This window comes from Herbiconiux sp. 11R-BC (assembly GCF_049472555.1).
In the GTDB taxonomy this organism is placed as follows: Bacteria; Actinomycetota; Actinomycetes; order Actinomycetales; family Microbacteriaceae; genus Herbiconiux.
Genome location: NZ_JBCEBO010000002.1, coordinates 291403 through 306732 on the forward strand (window position 1 = coordinate 291403; position 15330 = coordinate 306732).

Annotated in this window: 14 protein-coding genes; 6 read left to right on the forward strand and 8 right to left on the reverse strand. The window is 70.4% G+C overall.

What is annotated here, in order from left to right:
• Positions 1-76 precede the first annotated feature (76 nt).
• A complete protein-coding gene (locus tag VD659_RS06435) occupies positions 77-1096 on the forward strand; it encodes a LacI family DNA-binding transcriptional regulator (RefSeq protein ID WP_423260301.1) in 1020 nt (339 codons plus the stop codon).
• Here the strand turns inward: VD659_RS06435 and VD659_RS06440 are convergent.
• Positions 1093-2064 carry a DNA-methyltransferase gene (locus VD659_RS06440; protein WP_423260302.1) on the reverse strand — a complete coding sequence of 324 codons (972 nt, stop codon included), beginning with the start codon at positions 2062-2064 and terminating at the stop codon, positions 1093-1095. The two genes, VD659_RS06435 and VD659_RS06440, sit on opposite strands and share 4 nt — an antisense overlap.
• Before the next feature lie 48 nt (positions 2065-2112).
• Here VD659_RS06440 and VD659_RS06445 point away from each other — a divergent pair, with 48 nt between their 5' ends.
• The gene (locus VD659_RS06445) at positions 2113-2400 is read left to right on the forward strand and encodes a GNAT family N-acetyltransferase (RefSeq protein ID WP_423260303.1); all 288 of its coding nucleotides are present in this window, start codon (positions 2113-2115) and stop codon (positions 2398-2400) included.
• A 66-nt stretch (positions 2401-2466) separates the two neighbouring features.
• On the opposite strand, the gene VD659_RS06450 is transcribed toward VD659_RS06445, so the two are convergent.
• Positions 2467-2958: a heme-binding protein gene (locus VD659_RS06450; RefSeq protein WP_423260304.1), complete on the reverse strand. Its 492-nt coding sequence runs from the start codon at positions 2956-2958 to the stop codon at positions 2467-2469.
• Complete coding sequence (locus VD659_RS06455; RefSeq protein WP_423260305.1) at positions 2955-4004, reverse strand: lipoate--protein ligase family protein; 1050 nt, start codon at positions 4002-4004, stop codon at positions 2955-2957. The genes VD659_RS06450 and VD659_RS06455 overlap by 4 nt, the downstream gene beginning before the upstream one ends.
• A gap of 106 nt (positions 4005-4110) precedes the next feature.
• Here VD659_RS06455 and VD659_RS06460 point away from each other — a divergent pair, with 106 nt between their 5' ends.
• Complete coding sequence (locus VD659_RS06460) at positions 4111-4857, forward strand: HAD family hydrolase (protein ID WP_423260306.1); 747 nt, start codon at positions 4111-4113, stop codon at positions 4855-4857.
• A gap of 79 nt (positions 4858-4936) precedes the next feature.
• Positions 4937-7471 carry a glycoside hydrolase family 65 protein gene (locus tag VD659_RS06465; protein ID WP_423260307.1) on the forward strand — a complete coding sequence of 845 codons (2535 nt, stop codon included), beginning with the start codon at positions 4937-4939 and terminating at the stop codon, positions 7469-7471.
• A gap of 21 nt (positions 7472-7492) precedes the next feature.
• Here VD659_RS06465 and VD659_RS06470 read toward each other — a convergent pair whose 3' ends face one another.
• Together VD659_RS06470 and VD659_RS06475 are read right to left on the reverse strand one after the other, a co-directional pair.
• Positions 7493-8806, reverse strand: a complete 1314-nt coding sequence (locus VD659_RS06470) for an alpha/beta hydrolase-fold protein (protein ID WP_423260308.1) — start codon at positions 8804-8806, stop codon at positions 7493-7495.
• Positions 8807-9784: an alpha/beta fold hydrolase gene (locus VD659_RS06475; protein ID WP_423260309.1), complete on the reverse strand. Its 978-nt coding sequence runs from the start codon at positions 9782-9784 to the stop codon at positions 8807-8809.
• A gap of 110 nt (positions 9785-9894) precedes the next feature.
• Between VD659_RS06475 and VD659_RS06480 the strand changes: the two genes are divergently transcribed.
• Complete coding sequence (locus tag VD659_RS06480) at positions 9895-10974, forward strand: cell wall-binding repeat-containing protein (protein WP_423260310.1); 1080 nt, start codon at positions 9895-9897, stop codon at positions 10972-10974.
• A gap of 87 nt (positions 10975-11061) precedes the next feature.
• On the opposite strand, the gene VD659_RS06485 is transcribed toward VD659_RS06480, so the two are convergent.
• From VD659_RS06485 to VD659_RS06495, 3 genes are read right to left on the reverse strand one after another with little or no spacing between them, the layout of a single operon-like run.
• On the reverse strand, positions 11062-11907 hold the full coding sequence (locus tag VD659_RS06485) for a transglutaminase family protein (protein ID WP_423260311.1): 846 nt from the start codon (positions 11905-11907) through the stop codon (positions 11062-11064).
• Positions 11904-12836 carry an alpha-E domain-containing protein gene (locus tag VD659_RS06490; RefSeq protein WP_137838428.1) on the reverse strand — a complete coding sequence of 311 codons (933 nt, stop codon included), beginning with the start codon at positions 12834-12836 and terminating at the stop codon, positions 11904-11906. The genes VD659_RS06485 and VD659_RS06490 overlap by 4 nt, the downstream gene beginning before the upstream one ends.
• Before the next feature lie 5 nt (positions 12837-12841).
• Positions 12842-14509 (reverse strand): circularly permuted type 2 ATP-grasp protein, encoded by a 1668-nt coding sequence (locus tag VD659_RS06495; RefSeq protein ID WP_423260312.1) that lies wholly within the window; start codon positions 14507-14509, stop codon positions 12842-12844.
• 68 nt (positions 14510-14577) lie between these two features.
• Here VD659_RS06495 and VD659_RS06500 point away from each other — a divergent pair, with 68 nt between their 5' ends.
• The gene (locus VD659_RS06500) at positions 14578-15240 is read left to right on the forward strand and encodes a pentapeptide repeat-containing protein (RefSeq protein WP_423260313.1); all 663 of its coding nucleotides are present in this window, start codon (positions 14578-14580) and stop codon (positions 15238-15240) included.
• Positions 15241-15330 lie beyond the last annotated feature (90 nt).

Sequence of the window (15330 nt, forward strand, 5' to 3'; positions counted from 1 at the left end):
GGCCGGATGCTTCACCCGGCCACCTCGCCGGCGGCACGCGCCGCCCGACCCGCACGAGCATCCGGAGGTGAGAGCGATGTCGACCGACACGAACGCGACGCGCTCGCCCACGCTCGAGATGGTGGCCGCGGAGGCCGGGGTCTCGCGCGCCACCGTCTCACGGGTGGTGAACGGCTCGCCCAAGGTGACCGCCGAGGTCACGGCCATCGTGAACGACGCCATCGCGCGCCTGAACTACGTGCCCAACCGGGTGGCGCGCTCGCTCGCGAGCCGGCGCACCGACGTCATCGCGTTGATCGTTCCCGAGTCGACCTCCACGGTGTTCGCCGATCCCTTCTTCGCGCCGGTGGTGCGCGGGGTGGCCCGGGCGCTCTCCGACACCGACTACACGCTCAACCTGCTCATCGCCTCCGAGACCCGGCCGCAGAAGACCCGGCGCTACCTGCTCGGCGGCAACGTCGACGGGGCGCTCGTGGTGTCGCACCACGCCGAGGACCACTCCTACGTGGGGCTCGGCTCGAAGCTGCCGATCGTGTTCGGCGGCCGCCCGATCAACCCCGAGACCTTCGACAGCTACTTCGTCGACGTCGACAACGTGCACAGCGCCCGCACCGCCACCGAGCACCTGCTGTCGCTCGGGCGGCGGAACCTGGCCACCATCGCGGGGCGGCAGGACATGCCGGCCGGCATCGACCGGCTCGCGGGCTGGCGCGAATCGGTGCGAGCGGCCGGCCTCGACGCCTCGCTCACGGAGATCGGCGACTTCTCGCAGAGCTCGGGGGCGGAGGCGATGGAGCGGCTGCTCGCGCGCGGCGAGCCGATCGACGCCGTGTTCGTGGCGAACGACCAGATGGCGGCCGGCGCCATCCAGCTGCTCCAGGCCCGCGGATTCTCGGTGCCGGGCGACGTGGCCGTGGTCGGCTACGACGACGACACCTTCGCCTCGACCCTCACGCCGCCGCTCACCACCATCCACCAGCCCTCGGTCGACTTCGGCGCCACCATGGCGGAACTCCTGGTGCGACTCATCGCCGGCGAAGAGGTGCCCCGGCGCACCCTCATCCCCACCCGCCTCATCCTGCGCGCCTCGGCCTAGGGGAGGAAGGTGGCCGCCGGGAGGCGGCGGCGCATCACGGCGAGGGCGTCGGCGCTCTGGTCGACGAGCACGAAGTTGCGGCCGAGTGCGGCGGCCACGGCGCCCGTGGTGCCGCTGCCGGCGAAGAAGTCGAGCACCCAGTCGCCCTCGCGCGAGGATGCCTGCACGATGCGCCGCAGGATGCCCTCCGGCTTCTGGGTGGGGTAGCCGGTCTTCTCGCGGCCGGTGGGCGAGACGATCGTGTGCCACCAGACGTCCGTCGGCAGCTTGCCGCTGGCCGCCTTCTCGGGCGTCACCAGCCCCGGCGCCATGTAGGGCTCCCGATCGACGGTCGTGGAGTCGAAGTAGTAGCCTGCCGGGTTCTTCACGTAGACGAGGATCGTGTCGTGCTTCGTGGGCCAGCGGTTCTTCGACTTGGCGCCGTAGTCGTAGGCCCAGATGATCTCGTTGAGAAAGCTCTCCCGCCCGAAGAGCGCGTCGAGCAGCACCTTCGCGTAGTGCGCCTCGCGGTAGTCGAGATGGAGGTAGAGGGTGCCGTCGTCGGCGAGCAGGCGCCAGGCCTCGACGATGCGCGGCTCGAGGAAGCCCCAGTAGTCGTCGAAGCGGTCGTCGTAGCTCAGCAGGTCGCCCTTGATGCGGTCGTACTGGCGGCCCTGGAAGCCGGTGACGCGACCGGGCACGGGAGCGGGCGAATCCGCGCCGCCGGCGGCCCGTGCAGCGCCCGCCTCACCGGCGTCGACGGTCTCGCCGCGCGCATCCGGCACCACCCGCGTCGCCGTCGAGGAGCGGCGCGCCTGAGCCCGACCGGTGTTGAACGGCGGGTCGAGGTAGATGACGGTGAAGGAGGCGTCGGCGAACGCGGGCAGCACCGCCAGGTTGTCGCCGTGCAGAACGAGCCCCTCGCCGCGGGCCTCGGCGCCGACTCCGTCGCGGGGGTCGGCGGGGGCGGCGGAACCGGGGGCGGGCATCCTGCCATTGTGGCAGTTCGGAGATCGGGGGCGTATCCTCGGGGCACCATGAGCACCGAGATCCGCAACGAACTCCAGCAGAGCCGCTACACCATCACCCTCGACGGAGAGGTCGCCGGGTTCGCCGACTACCTGGTCGACGGGAGCACCATCACCTTCGTGCGCACCGAGGTCGACCCCACGAAGCGCAAGGGCGGCGTGGCCGGGCAGCTCGTGCAGTACGCGCTCGACGACGTGCGAACGAGCGGCGGGCTCGCGGTGGTGCCGAAGTGCTCGTTCGTGGCCCACTTCATCGACACCCACCCCGACTACCAGGAGCTCGTCGACCGCGGCTGACCTCCGGCGCCGCCGACTCCCGGCCCCGCTGCTCCGACGCTACTGCACCTGAGCGCCGCCGAGCGCTCAGGCCTGGCGCCGCTCCCGGTAGGCCTGCACCGCATCCGCCGCCAGCTCGTGGTCGATCACGTCGGCCTCGCCCGAAGCGGTGATGGTACCCACCGGCACCCCGTTCACGAGGATCGGGATCGACCCGCCGTGGGCGAGCATCCGCTCGTGGTCGACGGAGGAGTCGCTCACGTCTTCGAAGCGGGTTCCGGCCTCGGCATGGCGCTGCTTCACGAGCAGTGAGGGCACCCCGAAGTGCTGAGCGACCGCGGCCTTGCCGGCCAGCCACACGTCGTTGCCGGCGCCCGTTCCGGCGAGCTTCGCCCGGAACACGAGGTCGTCCTCGACGATGATGTCGACCGCGAGGTTGAGCCCGCGCTCCCGGATGAGCATCGCGGCGATCACGCCGAGCTCGAAGGCGTCCTCCTTCGAGAACGAGGGCAGGTCGAGCGCGGGGGCCGCCTCGAGCTCGGCGACGGTGAAGACGGGCAGGGTTTTCTCAGTGGTCACGGGACGCGTCCGATCCATTCGGGGGTGGAGAATTTCGAGGCGACGAGCTCTTCGGCCTTCGCCCGTTCATCCGGGGTGATCTCGCCGGGCTCGGCGCCGTAGAGGGCGGTGAAGGTGCCGACGAGGCGGTCGATGATCTCGGCCCGGGCCAGGCCGGTCTGGCTGCGCAGCGGGTCGACGCGCTTCGCGGCCGACTTGGTGCCCTTGTCGCTCATCTTCTCGCGGCCGATGCGGAGCACCTGCACCATCTTCTCGCCGTCCATGTCGTAGCTCAGGGTGGCGTGGTGCAGCACGGCGCCGTTGCCGAGGCGCTTCTGCGCTGCGCCGCCGATCTTGCCCTTGGCGGAGGAGATGTCGTTGAGCGGCTGGTAGACAGCCTCGATGCCGAGCGACTTGAGGGCGGTGATGACCCACTCGTCGAGGAAGGCGTAGGAGTCGGCGAAGCTCATGCCCTGCACGAGGGCGGCCGGCGCGTAGATGGAGTAGGTGACCACCGAGTTGGCGTCCATGAACATCGCGCCACCGCCGGAGATGCGGCGCACCACCTCGAAGCCGTACTTGGCGGCGTTCTCGAGGTCGACCTCGTTCTTCAGCGACTGGAAGCTGCCGATCACCACGGCGGGCTCGTTCCACTCCCAGATGCGCAGGGTCGGCTGGCGCCGGCCCTCGCCCACCTCGGTGGTGAGAACCTCGTCGAGGGCGAGCTGCATCTGCGGGCTCTCGGGGCCGCCATGCACGACCTGCCAGTCGTAGTCCTTCCAGCTCGTGGCCTTGGCGAGCGAGCGGCGCACGGCCACGGCGACGGCCTCGGGCGAGAAGCCGAGCAGCGTGGCGCCCTCCGGGAGCGCGGCCCTCACGGCCGCGGCGATCGTGGCGGCGTCGCTGTCGCTCGGCAGCCCCTCGACGGCGGCGTCGATCAGCGGCAGCGCGTCATCCGGCTCGAGGAAGAAGTCGCCGGCGAGACGGAAATCACGGATGCGCCCCTCGACGTCGTCGAGATCGACCACGACGAGCTTGCCGCCGGGCACCTTGTACTCACCATGCATACCTCCAGCCTAGAGCCGCGGCGGGTCACGCCGGCGCTCGCGATTCGCGGCAGATCGAAACGCCGCGATAACACGACGTTCATGACGAGCCCTTAACGTTGAAGGCATGACCGACACCGTCATCCGCGATCTGAGCCGCCTTGCGACGGCCCGCGCCTTCCTGTTCGACCTCGACGGCGTGCTCACGCCCACCGTCGTGGTGCACATGCGCGCCTGGTCGCGGCTCTTCTCCTCCTACCTCGCGAGCCGGGGCGTCGACGACTACACCGATGACGACTACTACCTGCACATCGACGGCAAGCCCCGCTTCGACGGCGTGCTCTCGCTGCTCGCCTCGCGCGGCCTGAGCCTTCCCGACGGCGCGCCGGCCGACGAGCCCGGCGACGCCACGGCGTGGGCGCTCGGCAACCGAAAGAACGCGGAGTTCGCCACCGAGCTCGCCGAGAACGGCGTGGCCCCCTACCCGGGCTCGCTCGACTTCCTCACCGCCGCCATCGACGCGGGCTACCAGGTGGCCGTCGTGTCGAGCTCCCGCAATGCGGTCGCCGTGCTCGAGGCCGCGGGCATCCGCGACCGCTTCGAGATCATCGTCGACGGCCTCGTAGCGGCCACCGAGGGCCTGCCCGGCAAGCCGGCGCCCGACACCTACACCCGTGCCGCCGAGCTGCTCGGACTCACCCCCGCCGAGTGCGTCGTGGTGGAGGATGCGCACTCCGGCGTGCAGGCCGGCCGCGACGGCGATTTCGGCCTCGTCGTGGGCGTCGACCGCGGGGTGGGCGCACAGGAGCTGCTCGACTCCGGAGCCGACATCGTGGTCGAAGACCTCGACGAGCTGATCCCCGCCCTCCGCTAGTCGCGCATCCGGCGGTCCGGCCCCCGCTAGCATTCTCCCGACGGCCCCTCGAACAGCGCTCCGTGCGAGAAAGCGACCGATGAACCCCATCTCCACCGACCCCCTCGACCGCTCCCAGTTCCCGCTCGACGAGTGGGCGCTCACCGAGGCGGAGTTCCACACCGCCACCCAGGGCCGCACCGAGACGCTCTTCGCGGTCGGCAACGGCTACCTGGGGCTGCGCGGCAACTTCGAGGAGGGCCACAAGGCCCACGCCGAGGGCACCTTCATCAACGGCTTCCACGACACCTGGCAGATCCGTCACGCCGAGGAGGCCTACGGCTTCGCCCGCGTCGGCCAGACCATCGTGAACGCTCCGGATGCCCGGGTCATCCGCCTCTACATCGACGACGAGCCCTTCGTGATCGCCGACGCCGACACCATCGAGTACTCCCGCACCCTCGACTTCCGCACCGGCGTGCTCGAGCGCGTGGTGGAGTGGCGCACCCCCTCTGGCAAGCGCGTTCTCATCCGCTCCCGCCGCCTGGTCTCGTTCACCGACCGTCATCTCGCCGTCATCGACTACGAGGTGACGATGCTCGACGCCGACGCCTCGGTGCTGCTGTCGAGCCAGATCCTCAACCGGCAGGACCGGGTCGACGAGTTCGTGCCGGCGGCCGGCAGCAACGTGGGCGGCAGCGGCGGCATCGCCGACCCCCGCAAGGCGTCGGGCTTCGCCGACCACGTGCTGCTGCCCCGGTTCAAGTGGGTGCACGAGGGCCGCTACGTGCTCGGCTACCGCACCGCGAACTCCGGCATGGCCATCGCGGTCGGCGCCGAGCACCACCTCGAGACCGAGAACGAGTGGGACGAGTCGGCGCAGATCGACGACGACATCGCCAAGCAGGTCTACCGCATCCGCGCGAAGGCCGGCCAGCGCATCCGCCTGGTGAAGACCATGGCCTACCACACCTCCTCGACGGCGCCCACGACCGAGCTGGCCGATCGCTGCAACCGCACGCTCGACCGCATCCGCGAGGCCCCCATCGAGGATGTCTTCGAGGCGCAGAAGGCCTGGCTGGCCGAGTTCTGGGAACGCGCCGACGTGGTGGTGGCGGGGCAGCCCGCCGTGCAGCAGGCGGTGCGCTGGAACATCTTCCAGCTCGCGCAGTCCACCGCGCGCACCGACGGCGGCGGCATCGCCGCGAAGGGCGTGTCGGGCTCCGGCTACGGCGGGCACTACTTCTGGGACACCGAGATCTACGTGCTGCCCTTCCTCACCTACACCTCCCCGCAGGTGGCGAGGAACGCGCTGCGCTTCCGGCACGGGATGCTCGACGCGGCTCGCGAGCGCGCCGTCGAGCTGAACCAGCGCGGCGCCCTGTTCCCGTGGCGCACCATCAACGGCCTCGAGTCCTCGGCCTACTATGCGGCGGGCACGGCGCAGTACCACATCGACGCCGACATCTCGCATGCGCTCTCGCAGTACGTCTCGGCCACGGGCGACGAGGACTTCCTCTACAACGGCGGCGCCATCGACATCCTGGTCGAGACCGCGCGGATGTGGGCCGACCTGGGCTTCTGGCGCGGCCACGGGGGCAAGAGCGAGTCGTTCCACATCCACGGCGTGACCGGGCCCGACGAGTACACCACCGTCGTGAACGACAACCTCTTCACCAACGTGATGGCGCGGGCGAACCTGCGTGCGGCCGTGCGGCAGACCACGAAGCTGCGCTCCACAGACCCGGAGGGCTTCGCGAAGCTCGTGAAGCGGCTCGCGCTCGACGAGGACGAGATCGTGGAGTGGTCGGCCGCCGCCGAGGCCATGCACGTGCTCTTCGACGAAGACCTCGGCATCCACCCCCAGGACTCGCAGTTCCTCGAGAAGGAGCTGTGGGACCTCGAGAACACGCCCGCCTCGAAGCGCCCGCTGCTGCTGCACTTCCACCCCCTGGTGATCTACCGCTTCCAGGTGATCAAGCAGGCCGACGTGGTGCTCGCGCTGCTGCTGCAGGGCGACGAGTTCACCGCCGCGGAGAAGCGCGCGAACTTCGAGTACTACGACGCGCTCACCACCGGAGACTCCACGCTCTCGGCGTCGACCCAGTCGATCATCGCGGCAGAGGTCGGCTACCGGGAGCTCGCGCTGGGCTACTTCCTCGCGGCGCTGTTCGTCGATCTCGGCGACCTGCACAACAACACTGCCGACGGCATCCACGTGGCGTCGACCGGCGGCGTCTGGAGCGCCCTGGCGTTCGGCTTCGGCGGGATGCGCGACTACCTCGGGAAGTTCACCTTCGACCCGCGCCTGCCCGAGGAGTGGGACTCGCTGGTGTTCCGCGTCACCATCCGCGGCGCGCTGATCGAGGTCGACCTTCGACAGGACCGCATGACGTTCACCATCGAGCGCGGCCAGGCCGCCGAGGTCTACGTGCGCGGCGAGCGGGTGGAGATCGTGGCCGGGGCGCCCGTGACCGTCGCTCTCGCCGACGACCGGCCGTCGATCGAGGGCGCGCCGACGACCTCCGACATCGAGGGGACCGTGCGGGCCGACGGCTCGGTCATCACGGCGTCGATGCCCACCATCACCGACCTCGACTTCGACGAGCCCGACGGACTCGTCGGCATGGACTGACGCCGCTCTCCTGCGACGCCGCTACCCGGGCGGAGCCGAGAGGCCGAGCCTCGGGTAGAGCACCTCGAAGCCCTTCTCGAAGCCGCCCTGGATGGCGTCGATCACGTGACCGGCGCCGGGCACCACGAAGTAGGTCGTGTTCCAGCCCGCCGCCTTCGCCGCCTCGGATGCGCCCTGCGCCTCGGGAATGAAGGCCGGGTCGTTGCCGCCCACGGTGAAGATCGCCGTGGTGTCGGGGTAGGTGATGCCCGACTTCAGGATCGACTCGGGCTTCTGCGCCTCGAACGCGGCCGCGTCGCCGTTGAAGAGCTGCTTGATCACGGTGTCGGGCTGCTCGGAACCCGGGTACTCCTCGCCCGAGATGTCGAGCACGTTGCCGAAGACCTGCGGGTATTTCGCGCCGTACTTGAACGCGCATCCGCCGCCGTTGGAGTAGCCGGCCACCGTCCAGTGCGCCGGGTCCTGCAGGATGCGGAGGTTGGTGCGCGCCCAGGCCACCACGTCTTTCATGATGTAGCTCTCGGCGTTGCCGTACGTGGCGGTGTCGGCGCAGACCGGGTCGATGCTCTCGTCGGGGCCGAGCTGGTCGGCCACGAGCACGATCGGCGCCAGGCCCTTGTTCTTGGCCTGGTACTCGTCGAGCACCTTGGCCACGTATTGCGGGTCGGGGCTGCCCGGCTGGCCCATCATGAGCAGCATGAACGGCAGGTCGGGGGCGTTCGGCACCAGCCCGGCCGGGGGCACGTAGATGCCGGCCGGGCGCGCGGTGAAGCCCGAGGCGGTGGCGGGGATGACCTTCGTGCCCTGATTGCCCACGGCCGGCATGTCGGCGGGCGGCTGCCACGACTGGTAGAGCGGCACCACCGGCTTCGAGGGGTCCGCGCTGCCCGTGGGGGTGGGTTTCGGGATGTCGATCGGCTTGTCGATCACGATGCCGAAGAAGGAGGCGATGGTGGGCTTCAAGCCGAAGTAGGCGTTGATGCCGAGCGTTCCGGAGAGCGCGAAGAGCACGATGCCGAGCACGGCGACGACCTTGCGCCACCAGCGGGAGCGCCAGAGGTTCACCACGGCGAGGCCGATGGCCGCGAAGGTGGCGACGACCCAGGCATCCGTCTGCAGGGCGAGAGGCACGCCGAGCAGGTTGAAGCCCTGCACCACGGCGATGGCGCCGAAGGCGACCAGGGCACCGGCCAGCAGGCCGATGATCGCCGTCAGCACCCAGAGCAGGCGCGGCGGCCGCACGAGAAGGTAGACGAACGCGATCGCGCTGAGCCCGAACACGATCCAGATCAGCGGACCCGTGATGATGTTCACGCTCAGGATGTCGTCGGTCACTTACTCTCCCTGCTGACGGTCGCCGGCGCGGCTGCCGAAGTGGCCGTCGAGCCAGCGCACGAGGCGCTCGACCACCTCGTCGCGGTTGATCTCGTTGAGGACCTCGTGCCGGGCATCCGGGTAGACCACGAGCTCGACGTCGCTCAGCCTCGAGCGGGTGAGATAGGCGTCGCGCAGCTTCTGGGCGCTCCGTTCGCCGCCGAGGGTGTCGTCGGAGCCCACCATGATGAGCACCGGGACGTCGGCGCTGAGCTTCTTGGCCGGGCGGCCGAAGAGACGCAGGGCGTCGGCGAGACCGAACAGCTTGAGCACCTCGGCCGGGAACATGAGCTCGTCCTCGGCCGCCTTCTGCTGCTGGGCGGGATCGCGGCTGAGCCACTCGAAGCCGGAGGTGGCGGCGCCACCGTCGGCGCCGTTCTTCTTCGCTCCGGCCGGCCGGTGCTTGCGGGTGAGGTCGCCGCCGTCCATCGAGCCGGGCATCCGGTAGGCGGTGCCGGTGAGCACGATGCCGGCGTAGTGACTGAGTGCGGGGCCGTTGACCAGCTTCTGCACCATCAGCGAACCCCAGCTGTGGCCGAGCAGCACGAGGGGCACGTCCGGATGCTCACGGGCGATGCGGATGCCGAGCTGACGGATGTCGTCGACGGTCGCCCGCAGGCCTCCGGGGCCGAGCTGCCCGAGCCGTGAGCGGTCGCCGCCGTGCTGCGCGAGCCCCGTGGCGCCGTGGCCCCGCTGGTCGGCGGCGTAGACGCTGTAGCCGGCGCGGTTGAGGTCCTCCGCCACCGCGGCGTAGCGCCGGCCGTGCTCGCCGACGCCGTGCGCGATCTGCACCACGGCCTTCGGATGCTCGATCGTCCAGCCGTAGTAGACGATCTCGACGCCGAGATCGTCGGTGAATCGGGCCGTGAAGTGGGCGCCGCGCGGGGCGTCTGCGGGCCCGCTCGCGGCCGCGTTCGGGTCGTCGGGGAGCTCGGACATACGCCATTGTTGCACGCGGTCAGTTGTGCACAGGCCGAGGATCTGGCGGGTTCTCCACAGATGCGCAACCGCCCCGGATGCCGGCGCGAGAGCCGACATATCCTCACCGAATGAATACATCACCCAGTGCCCAGCGTCGACTCGGTTCGACGATCATCGCCCTCGCCGTCACTGCCGGCTGCCTCTTCGGAGGGGCCACTGCGGCGTCCGCCGCGGGGTTGCGCGCCGACGAGGCGGCGCCGCCCGGTTCCACCACACCCGGGTCACCGGGGCTGCTGGCCCCGCCGTCGGTCGACCGGCTCGGCGGGGTCGACCGCTACGCGGTGTCGGCAGCCGTGTCGGCCGACACCTTCGCGCCGATGGTGTCGGTGGTCTATATCGCCTCGGGGGCCGTCTACAGCGACGCCCTCTCGGCCTCGGCGGCCGCGGGCGCCCACGGTGGCGGCGTGCTCCTGGTGGAGAAGAACGCGATCCCCGCGGCGATCGGGCGGGAACTCGCGCGGCTGCGCCCGCAGCGCATCATCGTGCTCGGCGGCACCGACACCATCAGCGACGGCGTCGAGAGAGATCTCCAGCCGTACTCGCCGATGGTCACCCGTATCGCCGGCGCCGATCGCTTCGCGGTGTCGGCGGCGGTGTCCGAGCAGGCCTTCGGGCCCGCGCGGCCGGTGGCCTACATCGCGTCGGGAACCACGTTCCCCGACGCGCTCTCGGGCTCGGCGGCCGCGGGGCGACTGGGCGGCCCGGTGCTCCTGGTGCAGAAGACCGGCGTGCCCGGCGCCGTGGCGGCCGAGCTCGCCCGGCTCTCGCCGGCGAAGGTGGTGGTGCTGGGCGGCGTCAACACCATCGCGGAGTCGGTGGTGAACGAGCTCAAGGGTACGGCGCCGACGGTGCGGATCGCCGGCGCCGACCGCTTCGCCGTCTCCGCGTCGGTCTCGGCGAGCGCCTTCCCCCTCGGGGCCGAGACGGTGTACGTGGCCTCGGGGGCCGACTACCCCGACGCGCTCTCCGGCGGAGCGGCCGCGATCGCCAACGCGGCACCGGTGCTGCTCGTGACGGCCGACGCGGTTCCGGCCGCGGTCGACGCGGAGCTCGAGCGGCTGAACCCGCACCGCATCGTGGTGCTGGGCGGCAAGTACTCCGTCTCCGACACCGTGCTGACCTCGCTGCGGCGCTACCTCACGCCGTAGCCGACGCCCCAGCGGGCAGCGGGTGCCGCGCCCCGGCGAGGGGGCGTGGCTTCCCGCCGGACGGCACGATGCCGCCCGCTGGTTCGGCTACGACTCGCGGGTGATCTCGACCTTCACGAAGAGCTGGGAGCCGAACGGGCCGGCGTAGACCCCGCGGAGGGGTGCCACGTCGTTGTAGTCGCGGCCTCGGCCGACGATCACGTGACGCTCGCCGATGTCGATCAGGTTGGTGGGGTCGAAGCCGCGCCAGTCGCCGCAGAACCACTCCACCCAGGCGTGGGACTCGCCGGCGATGGTCTCGCCGATCTCCGCGTCAGGCTTCGGGTGCAGGTAGCCCGAGACGTAGCGGGCCGGGATGCCCACCGAGCGGAGGGCGCCGATGGCGATGTGGGCGATGTCCTGACAGACACCGCGCTTTCCGATCCAGGATTCACGCGCGGTCGACTGAACGCCCGTGACGCCTTGCACGTATTCCACGCGCCGGCCGATCTCGGTGCAGATCTCCAGGGCGGCGTCGCAGGGGCTCACGTGGCGGGCCGAGATCTCCTCGGCGAGCTCGGCCACATCCGAGGCGGGCTCGGTGAGCCGGGTCTGCTTGGTCTGCTCCACGTAGGTGGTGGAGGTCGCGGCTTCGTTCGCGAGCAGCTCCCAGTCGACGGCGTGCGGCGTGTGGGCGCGGTTGCGCACCTCCACGAGGCTCGTGGCCGTGAGCGACAGCTCTTTGTGCGGGGTGAGCACCTCGAACGAGGAGACGCGCGTGCCCCAGTAGTCGACGTAATTGTGACTCGACGACACCGGCGAGATGTCGAGCGAGGAGTGCAGCACGAACTGACCCTCCGACGAGACGGGCAGCATGCGGGCCTCGTTGTAGGAGGCCTGCACCTCGCCCTCGTAGCGGTAGCCGGTGATGTGCCGGATGCGCAGCCGGTTCATACGCTCTCTCCGATCCAGCTGGGGGCCGTGTTGGTGGGGAAGTACCTCTGCCGCACGGCCTCCGAGGCGGCGCTCGTGGCCTCCTGCACGCCGTCCATGTACCGCGGGAGCTCCTGCAGGATGTCGGCGATCGGGCGGTACTCGAGCTGCGAGCGGATCTGCCCGAGCAGGCGCTGGGAGTTGTCCGAGACCCCGACGCGCTCGCTGCGCGGCCCGAGGTCGCGGAGGCACTGTTCCGCTCGCGAGACGGAGTAGAGGATGGAGCGGGGGAAGAGCCGGTCGAGCAGCAGGAACTCCGCCGCGTTGCGGGCGGAGGGCACGCCCCGGTAGGTGCGCAAGTAGGCCTCGTAGGCGCCGCAGGAACGGAGGATGGTGGTCCACGACGGGCCGCTGGCCTCGGTGAGGGAGCGGGTGGCCAGCAGGCGTGCCGTCATGTCGGCACGCTCGATCGAGCGGCCGAGCGTGAAGAAGTGCCAGGCCTCGTCCCGGCTCGTCGACGACTCCACGATGCCCACGGCGAGCGCCGCGCGATCGCGCACCCAGCCGAAGAACTCGTGGGTCTTCTCGCTGGCGATCTTGCGGGGCATCCGGGCCCGGGTGGTGTTGAGGCACTCCCAGAGCTCGGTCGACACGATCTCGCGAGCGCGGCGGGCGTTCTCGCGGGCGGCGCCGAGCGAATAGGCGATGGAGGCCGGATGCGTGCGGTCGACCGCGAGCATGGCGAGCACGTCGGCGCGGGTGAGCGAGCGGTTGTCGTCGGGAACGTCGGAGCCCATCACCGAGAGCAGCGAGCGGCAGGCGAGGTTCTCTTCGATCCACGGGTCTTCGAGCAGCAGCTGCAGGTGCACGTCGAGGATGCGCGCCGTGCCGTCGCTGCGCTCGATGTAGCGGCCGATCCAGAACAGCGATTCCGCGATGCGGGAGAGCATGGCCATCAGGCGACCTCCCCTTCGGTGGGGGCAGCACTCTGTTGTTGCTGCTGCTGCGCCTGATCCTGGTTGCGCGGCCGGTCCTCCGGCGAGTGGTCGGGCTGGTGCCCGGCGATGATGCTGATCGATTGGGTGTTCGCCGCCTGCTCGGCCACGAGCCCCTGGATGTTGTGGCCGTCGGTCGAGGACGAGAGCGGATCCTGCCCCACCACCCAGGTGTCCTTCGAACCGCCGCCCTGCGAGCTGTTCACGACGAGCTGGCCTTCCGGGAGAGCGACACGGGTGAGGCCGCCGGGCAGCACCCACACGTCGTTGCCGTCGTTCACCGCGAAGGGCCGCAGGTCGGCGTGCCGGGGGCGCATCCCGTCCTCCACCAGGGTCGGGATGGTCGACAGCTGCACCACGGGCTGCGCGATCCAGCCGCGCGGGTCGGCGATGAGCCGGTTGCGGAGGGTCTCGAGCTCCTTCGCCGAGGCGTCCGGGCCCACGACCAGGCCCTTGCCGCCGGAGCCGTCGACGGGCTTCACCACGAGCTCGTCGAGGCGGTCGAGCACCTCTTCGAGCGCTCCCGGGTCTTCGAGCCGCCAGGTGTCGACGTTCGGGATGATGGCCGTCTCGCCCAGGTAGTACTGGATGAGGTCGGGCATGTAGGTGTACACGAGCTTGTCGTCGGCCACGCCGTTGCCCACCGCATTGGCGATGGTGACGTTGCCGAGGCGCGCCGCGAGCAGCAGGCCCGGCGAGCCGAGCATCGAGTCGGCACGGAACTGCAGGGGGTCGATGAACTCGTCGTCGACCCGGCGGTAGATCACGTCGACGCGGGTGGGGCCGGCCGTGGTGCGCATCCACACCCGCCCGCCCGAGCAGAACAGGTCGCGCCCCTCGACGAGCTCGACGCCCATCAGGCGGGCGAGCAGCGTGTGCTCGAAGTAGGCCGAGTTGTACACACCGGGAGTGAGCACGACAACGGTGGGGTCGTCGACCCCGTTGGGGGCAGAGGCCCGCAGCGCTTGCAGGAGCTTGTTGGGGTAGTCGCCCACAGGCCGCACCCGCATCGACACGAAGAGTTCCGGCAGCGTCTGCGCCATCACCCGCCGGTTCGAGATGACGTAGGAGACGCCCGAAGGCACCCGCACGTTGTCCTCGAGCACGCGCCAGGCACCGTTCTCGTCGCGGATGAGGTCGATGCCCGACACCTGGATGCGCACGTTGTTGGGCGAGACGATGCCCGCGGCCTCGCGGTGGAAGTGGTTCGAGGAGCTGATGAGCCCGGCCGGGATGACGCCGTCGCGCACCGCGGACTGCGAGCCGTAGATGTCGGCGAGGAACGCCTCGAGCGCACGCACGCGCTGCTTGACCCCGGCCTCCACGTCGACCCACTCGCTCTGCGCGATCACCCGCGGCACCGCGTCGAGCGGGAACGGGCGCTCCTCGCCGGCGAAGTCGAAGGTGACGCCCTGCGCGAGGTAGGAGCTCGCAAGCGCGTCGGTGCGGCCGCGCAACTCCTCCTGGGTCATTTTCGCCAGGGCGTTGTAGATGTCCTTGTAGGCGGCCCGGGCCTCGACCGGATCGTTCGACTTCGGTTCGGGGAACATCTCATCCCACGGGGAAGTGCTCCCGCGTCGGGACCGCGGCAGGAGCGTGGCGCCGTAGCCATCGAACAGGTCAACCATGGCCCGAGCCTACTGTGCGGGTGTTGCGGCGGTGTTTCCTGCCCGAGTCGGCGGCTAGTGTGCAGGATGTGGCACGTCAGACGAAGAACCTCCGGCCCCGGGTCGATCCGGTGCAGCTCAGCGGACTCGAAGACGGCGACGCCGACACCCTTGAGGCGCACGACGCCTACGACGGCCTCCGCTTCACCGAGGCCGACCTCACCGGCCGCGACCTGGCCGGCGCCTCGTTCAGCGAGTGCGAGTTCGTCGACCTGCTGGCCCACGAGACCGAGCTGCGCGCATCCCGCTTCACCGACGTGCGGTTCGAGCGCCTGAGCGCACCCATCCTGCTCGCCGCGCGCTCCACCCTGCGCGACGTCGAGGTGCGCAACTCCCGCCTCGGCTCTGTGGAGCTCTACGAGAGCGGCTGGCAGTCGGTGCACTTCGTCAACTGCAAGCTCGGCTACGTCAACCTGCGCGGGGCGCACCTGCACGACGTGCTGTTCACCGGCTGCACGATCGACGAGCTCGACCTCGGCAGTGCCGACGCGCAGCGCCTCGCCTTCACCAGCACCCGGGTCGACACCCTCGACCTGACGCGCGCGACACTCGCCGACGTCGATCTGCGCGACGCCGAGCTGCACCAGATCACCGGGCTCGAAGGTCTGCGCGGCTCCACCATGAACCCGTTCCAGGTCTCGGCGCTGGCCGAGATGTTCGCCGCCCAGCTGGGCGTCTCCGTTCAGGACTGATCCGCCACCCGGCGCGCTCACAACCCCCTGTGCGACACTGCAGAGGTTCCTCGCACCCTCACCGGGTGCGGAGGCGCGCGGCTCGCACGG

Bases quoted from the DNA above. Each gene is read 5' to 3' on its own strand.
- VD659_RS06460 (WP_423260306.1), top strand. From the start codon at position 4,111: ATGACCGACACCGTCATCCGCGATCTGAGCCGCCTTGCGACGGCCCGC.
- VD659_RS06495 (WP_423260312.1), bottom strand. From the start codon at position 14,509: ATGGTTGACCTGTTCGATGGCTACGGCGCCACGCTCCTGCCGCGGTCC.
- VD659_RS06480 (WP_423260310.1), top strand. From the start codon at position 9,895: ATGAATACATCACCCAGTGCCCAGCGTCGACTCGGTTCGACGATCATC.
- VD659_RS06490 (WP_137838428.1), bottom strand. From the start codon at position 12,836: ATGCTCTCCCGCATCGCGGAATCGCTGTTCTGGATCGGCCGCTACATC.
- VD659_RS06455 (WP_423260305.1), bottom strand. From the start codon at position 4,004: ATGCATGGTGAGTACAAGGTGCCCGGCGGCAAGCTCGTCGTGGTCGAT.
- VD659_RS06440 (WP_423260302.1), bottom strand. From the start codon at position 2,064: ATGCCCGCCCCCGGTTCCGCCGCCCCCGCCGACCCCCGCGACGGAGTC.
- VD659_RS06485 (WP_423260311.1), bottom strand. From the start codon at position 11,907: ATGAACCGGCTGCGCATCCGGCACATCACCGGCTACCGCTACGAGGGC.
- VD659_RS06475 (WP_423260309.1), bottom strand. From the start codon at position 9,784: ATGTCCGAGCTCCCCGACGACCCGAACGCGGCCGCGAGCGGGCCCGCA.
- VD659_RS06435 (WP_423260301.1), top strand. From the start codon at position 77: ATGTCGACCGACACGAACGCGACGCGCTCGCCCACGCTCGAGATGGTG.
- VD659_RS06445 (WP_423260303.1), top strand. From the start codon at position 2,113: ATGAGCACCGAGATCCGCAACGAACTCCAGCAGAGCCGCTACACCATC.
- VD659_RS06465 (WP_423260307.1), top strand. From the start codon at position 4,937: ATGAACCCCATCTCCACCGACCCCCTCGACCGCTCCCAGTTCCCGCTC.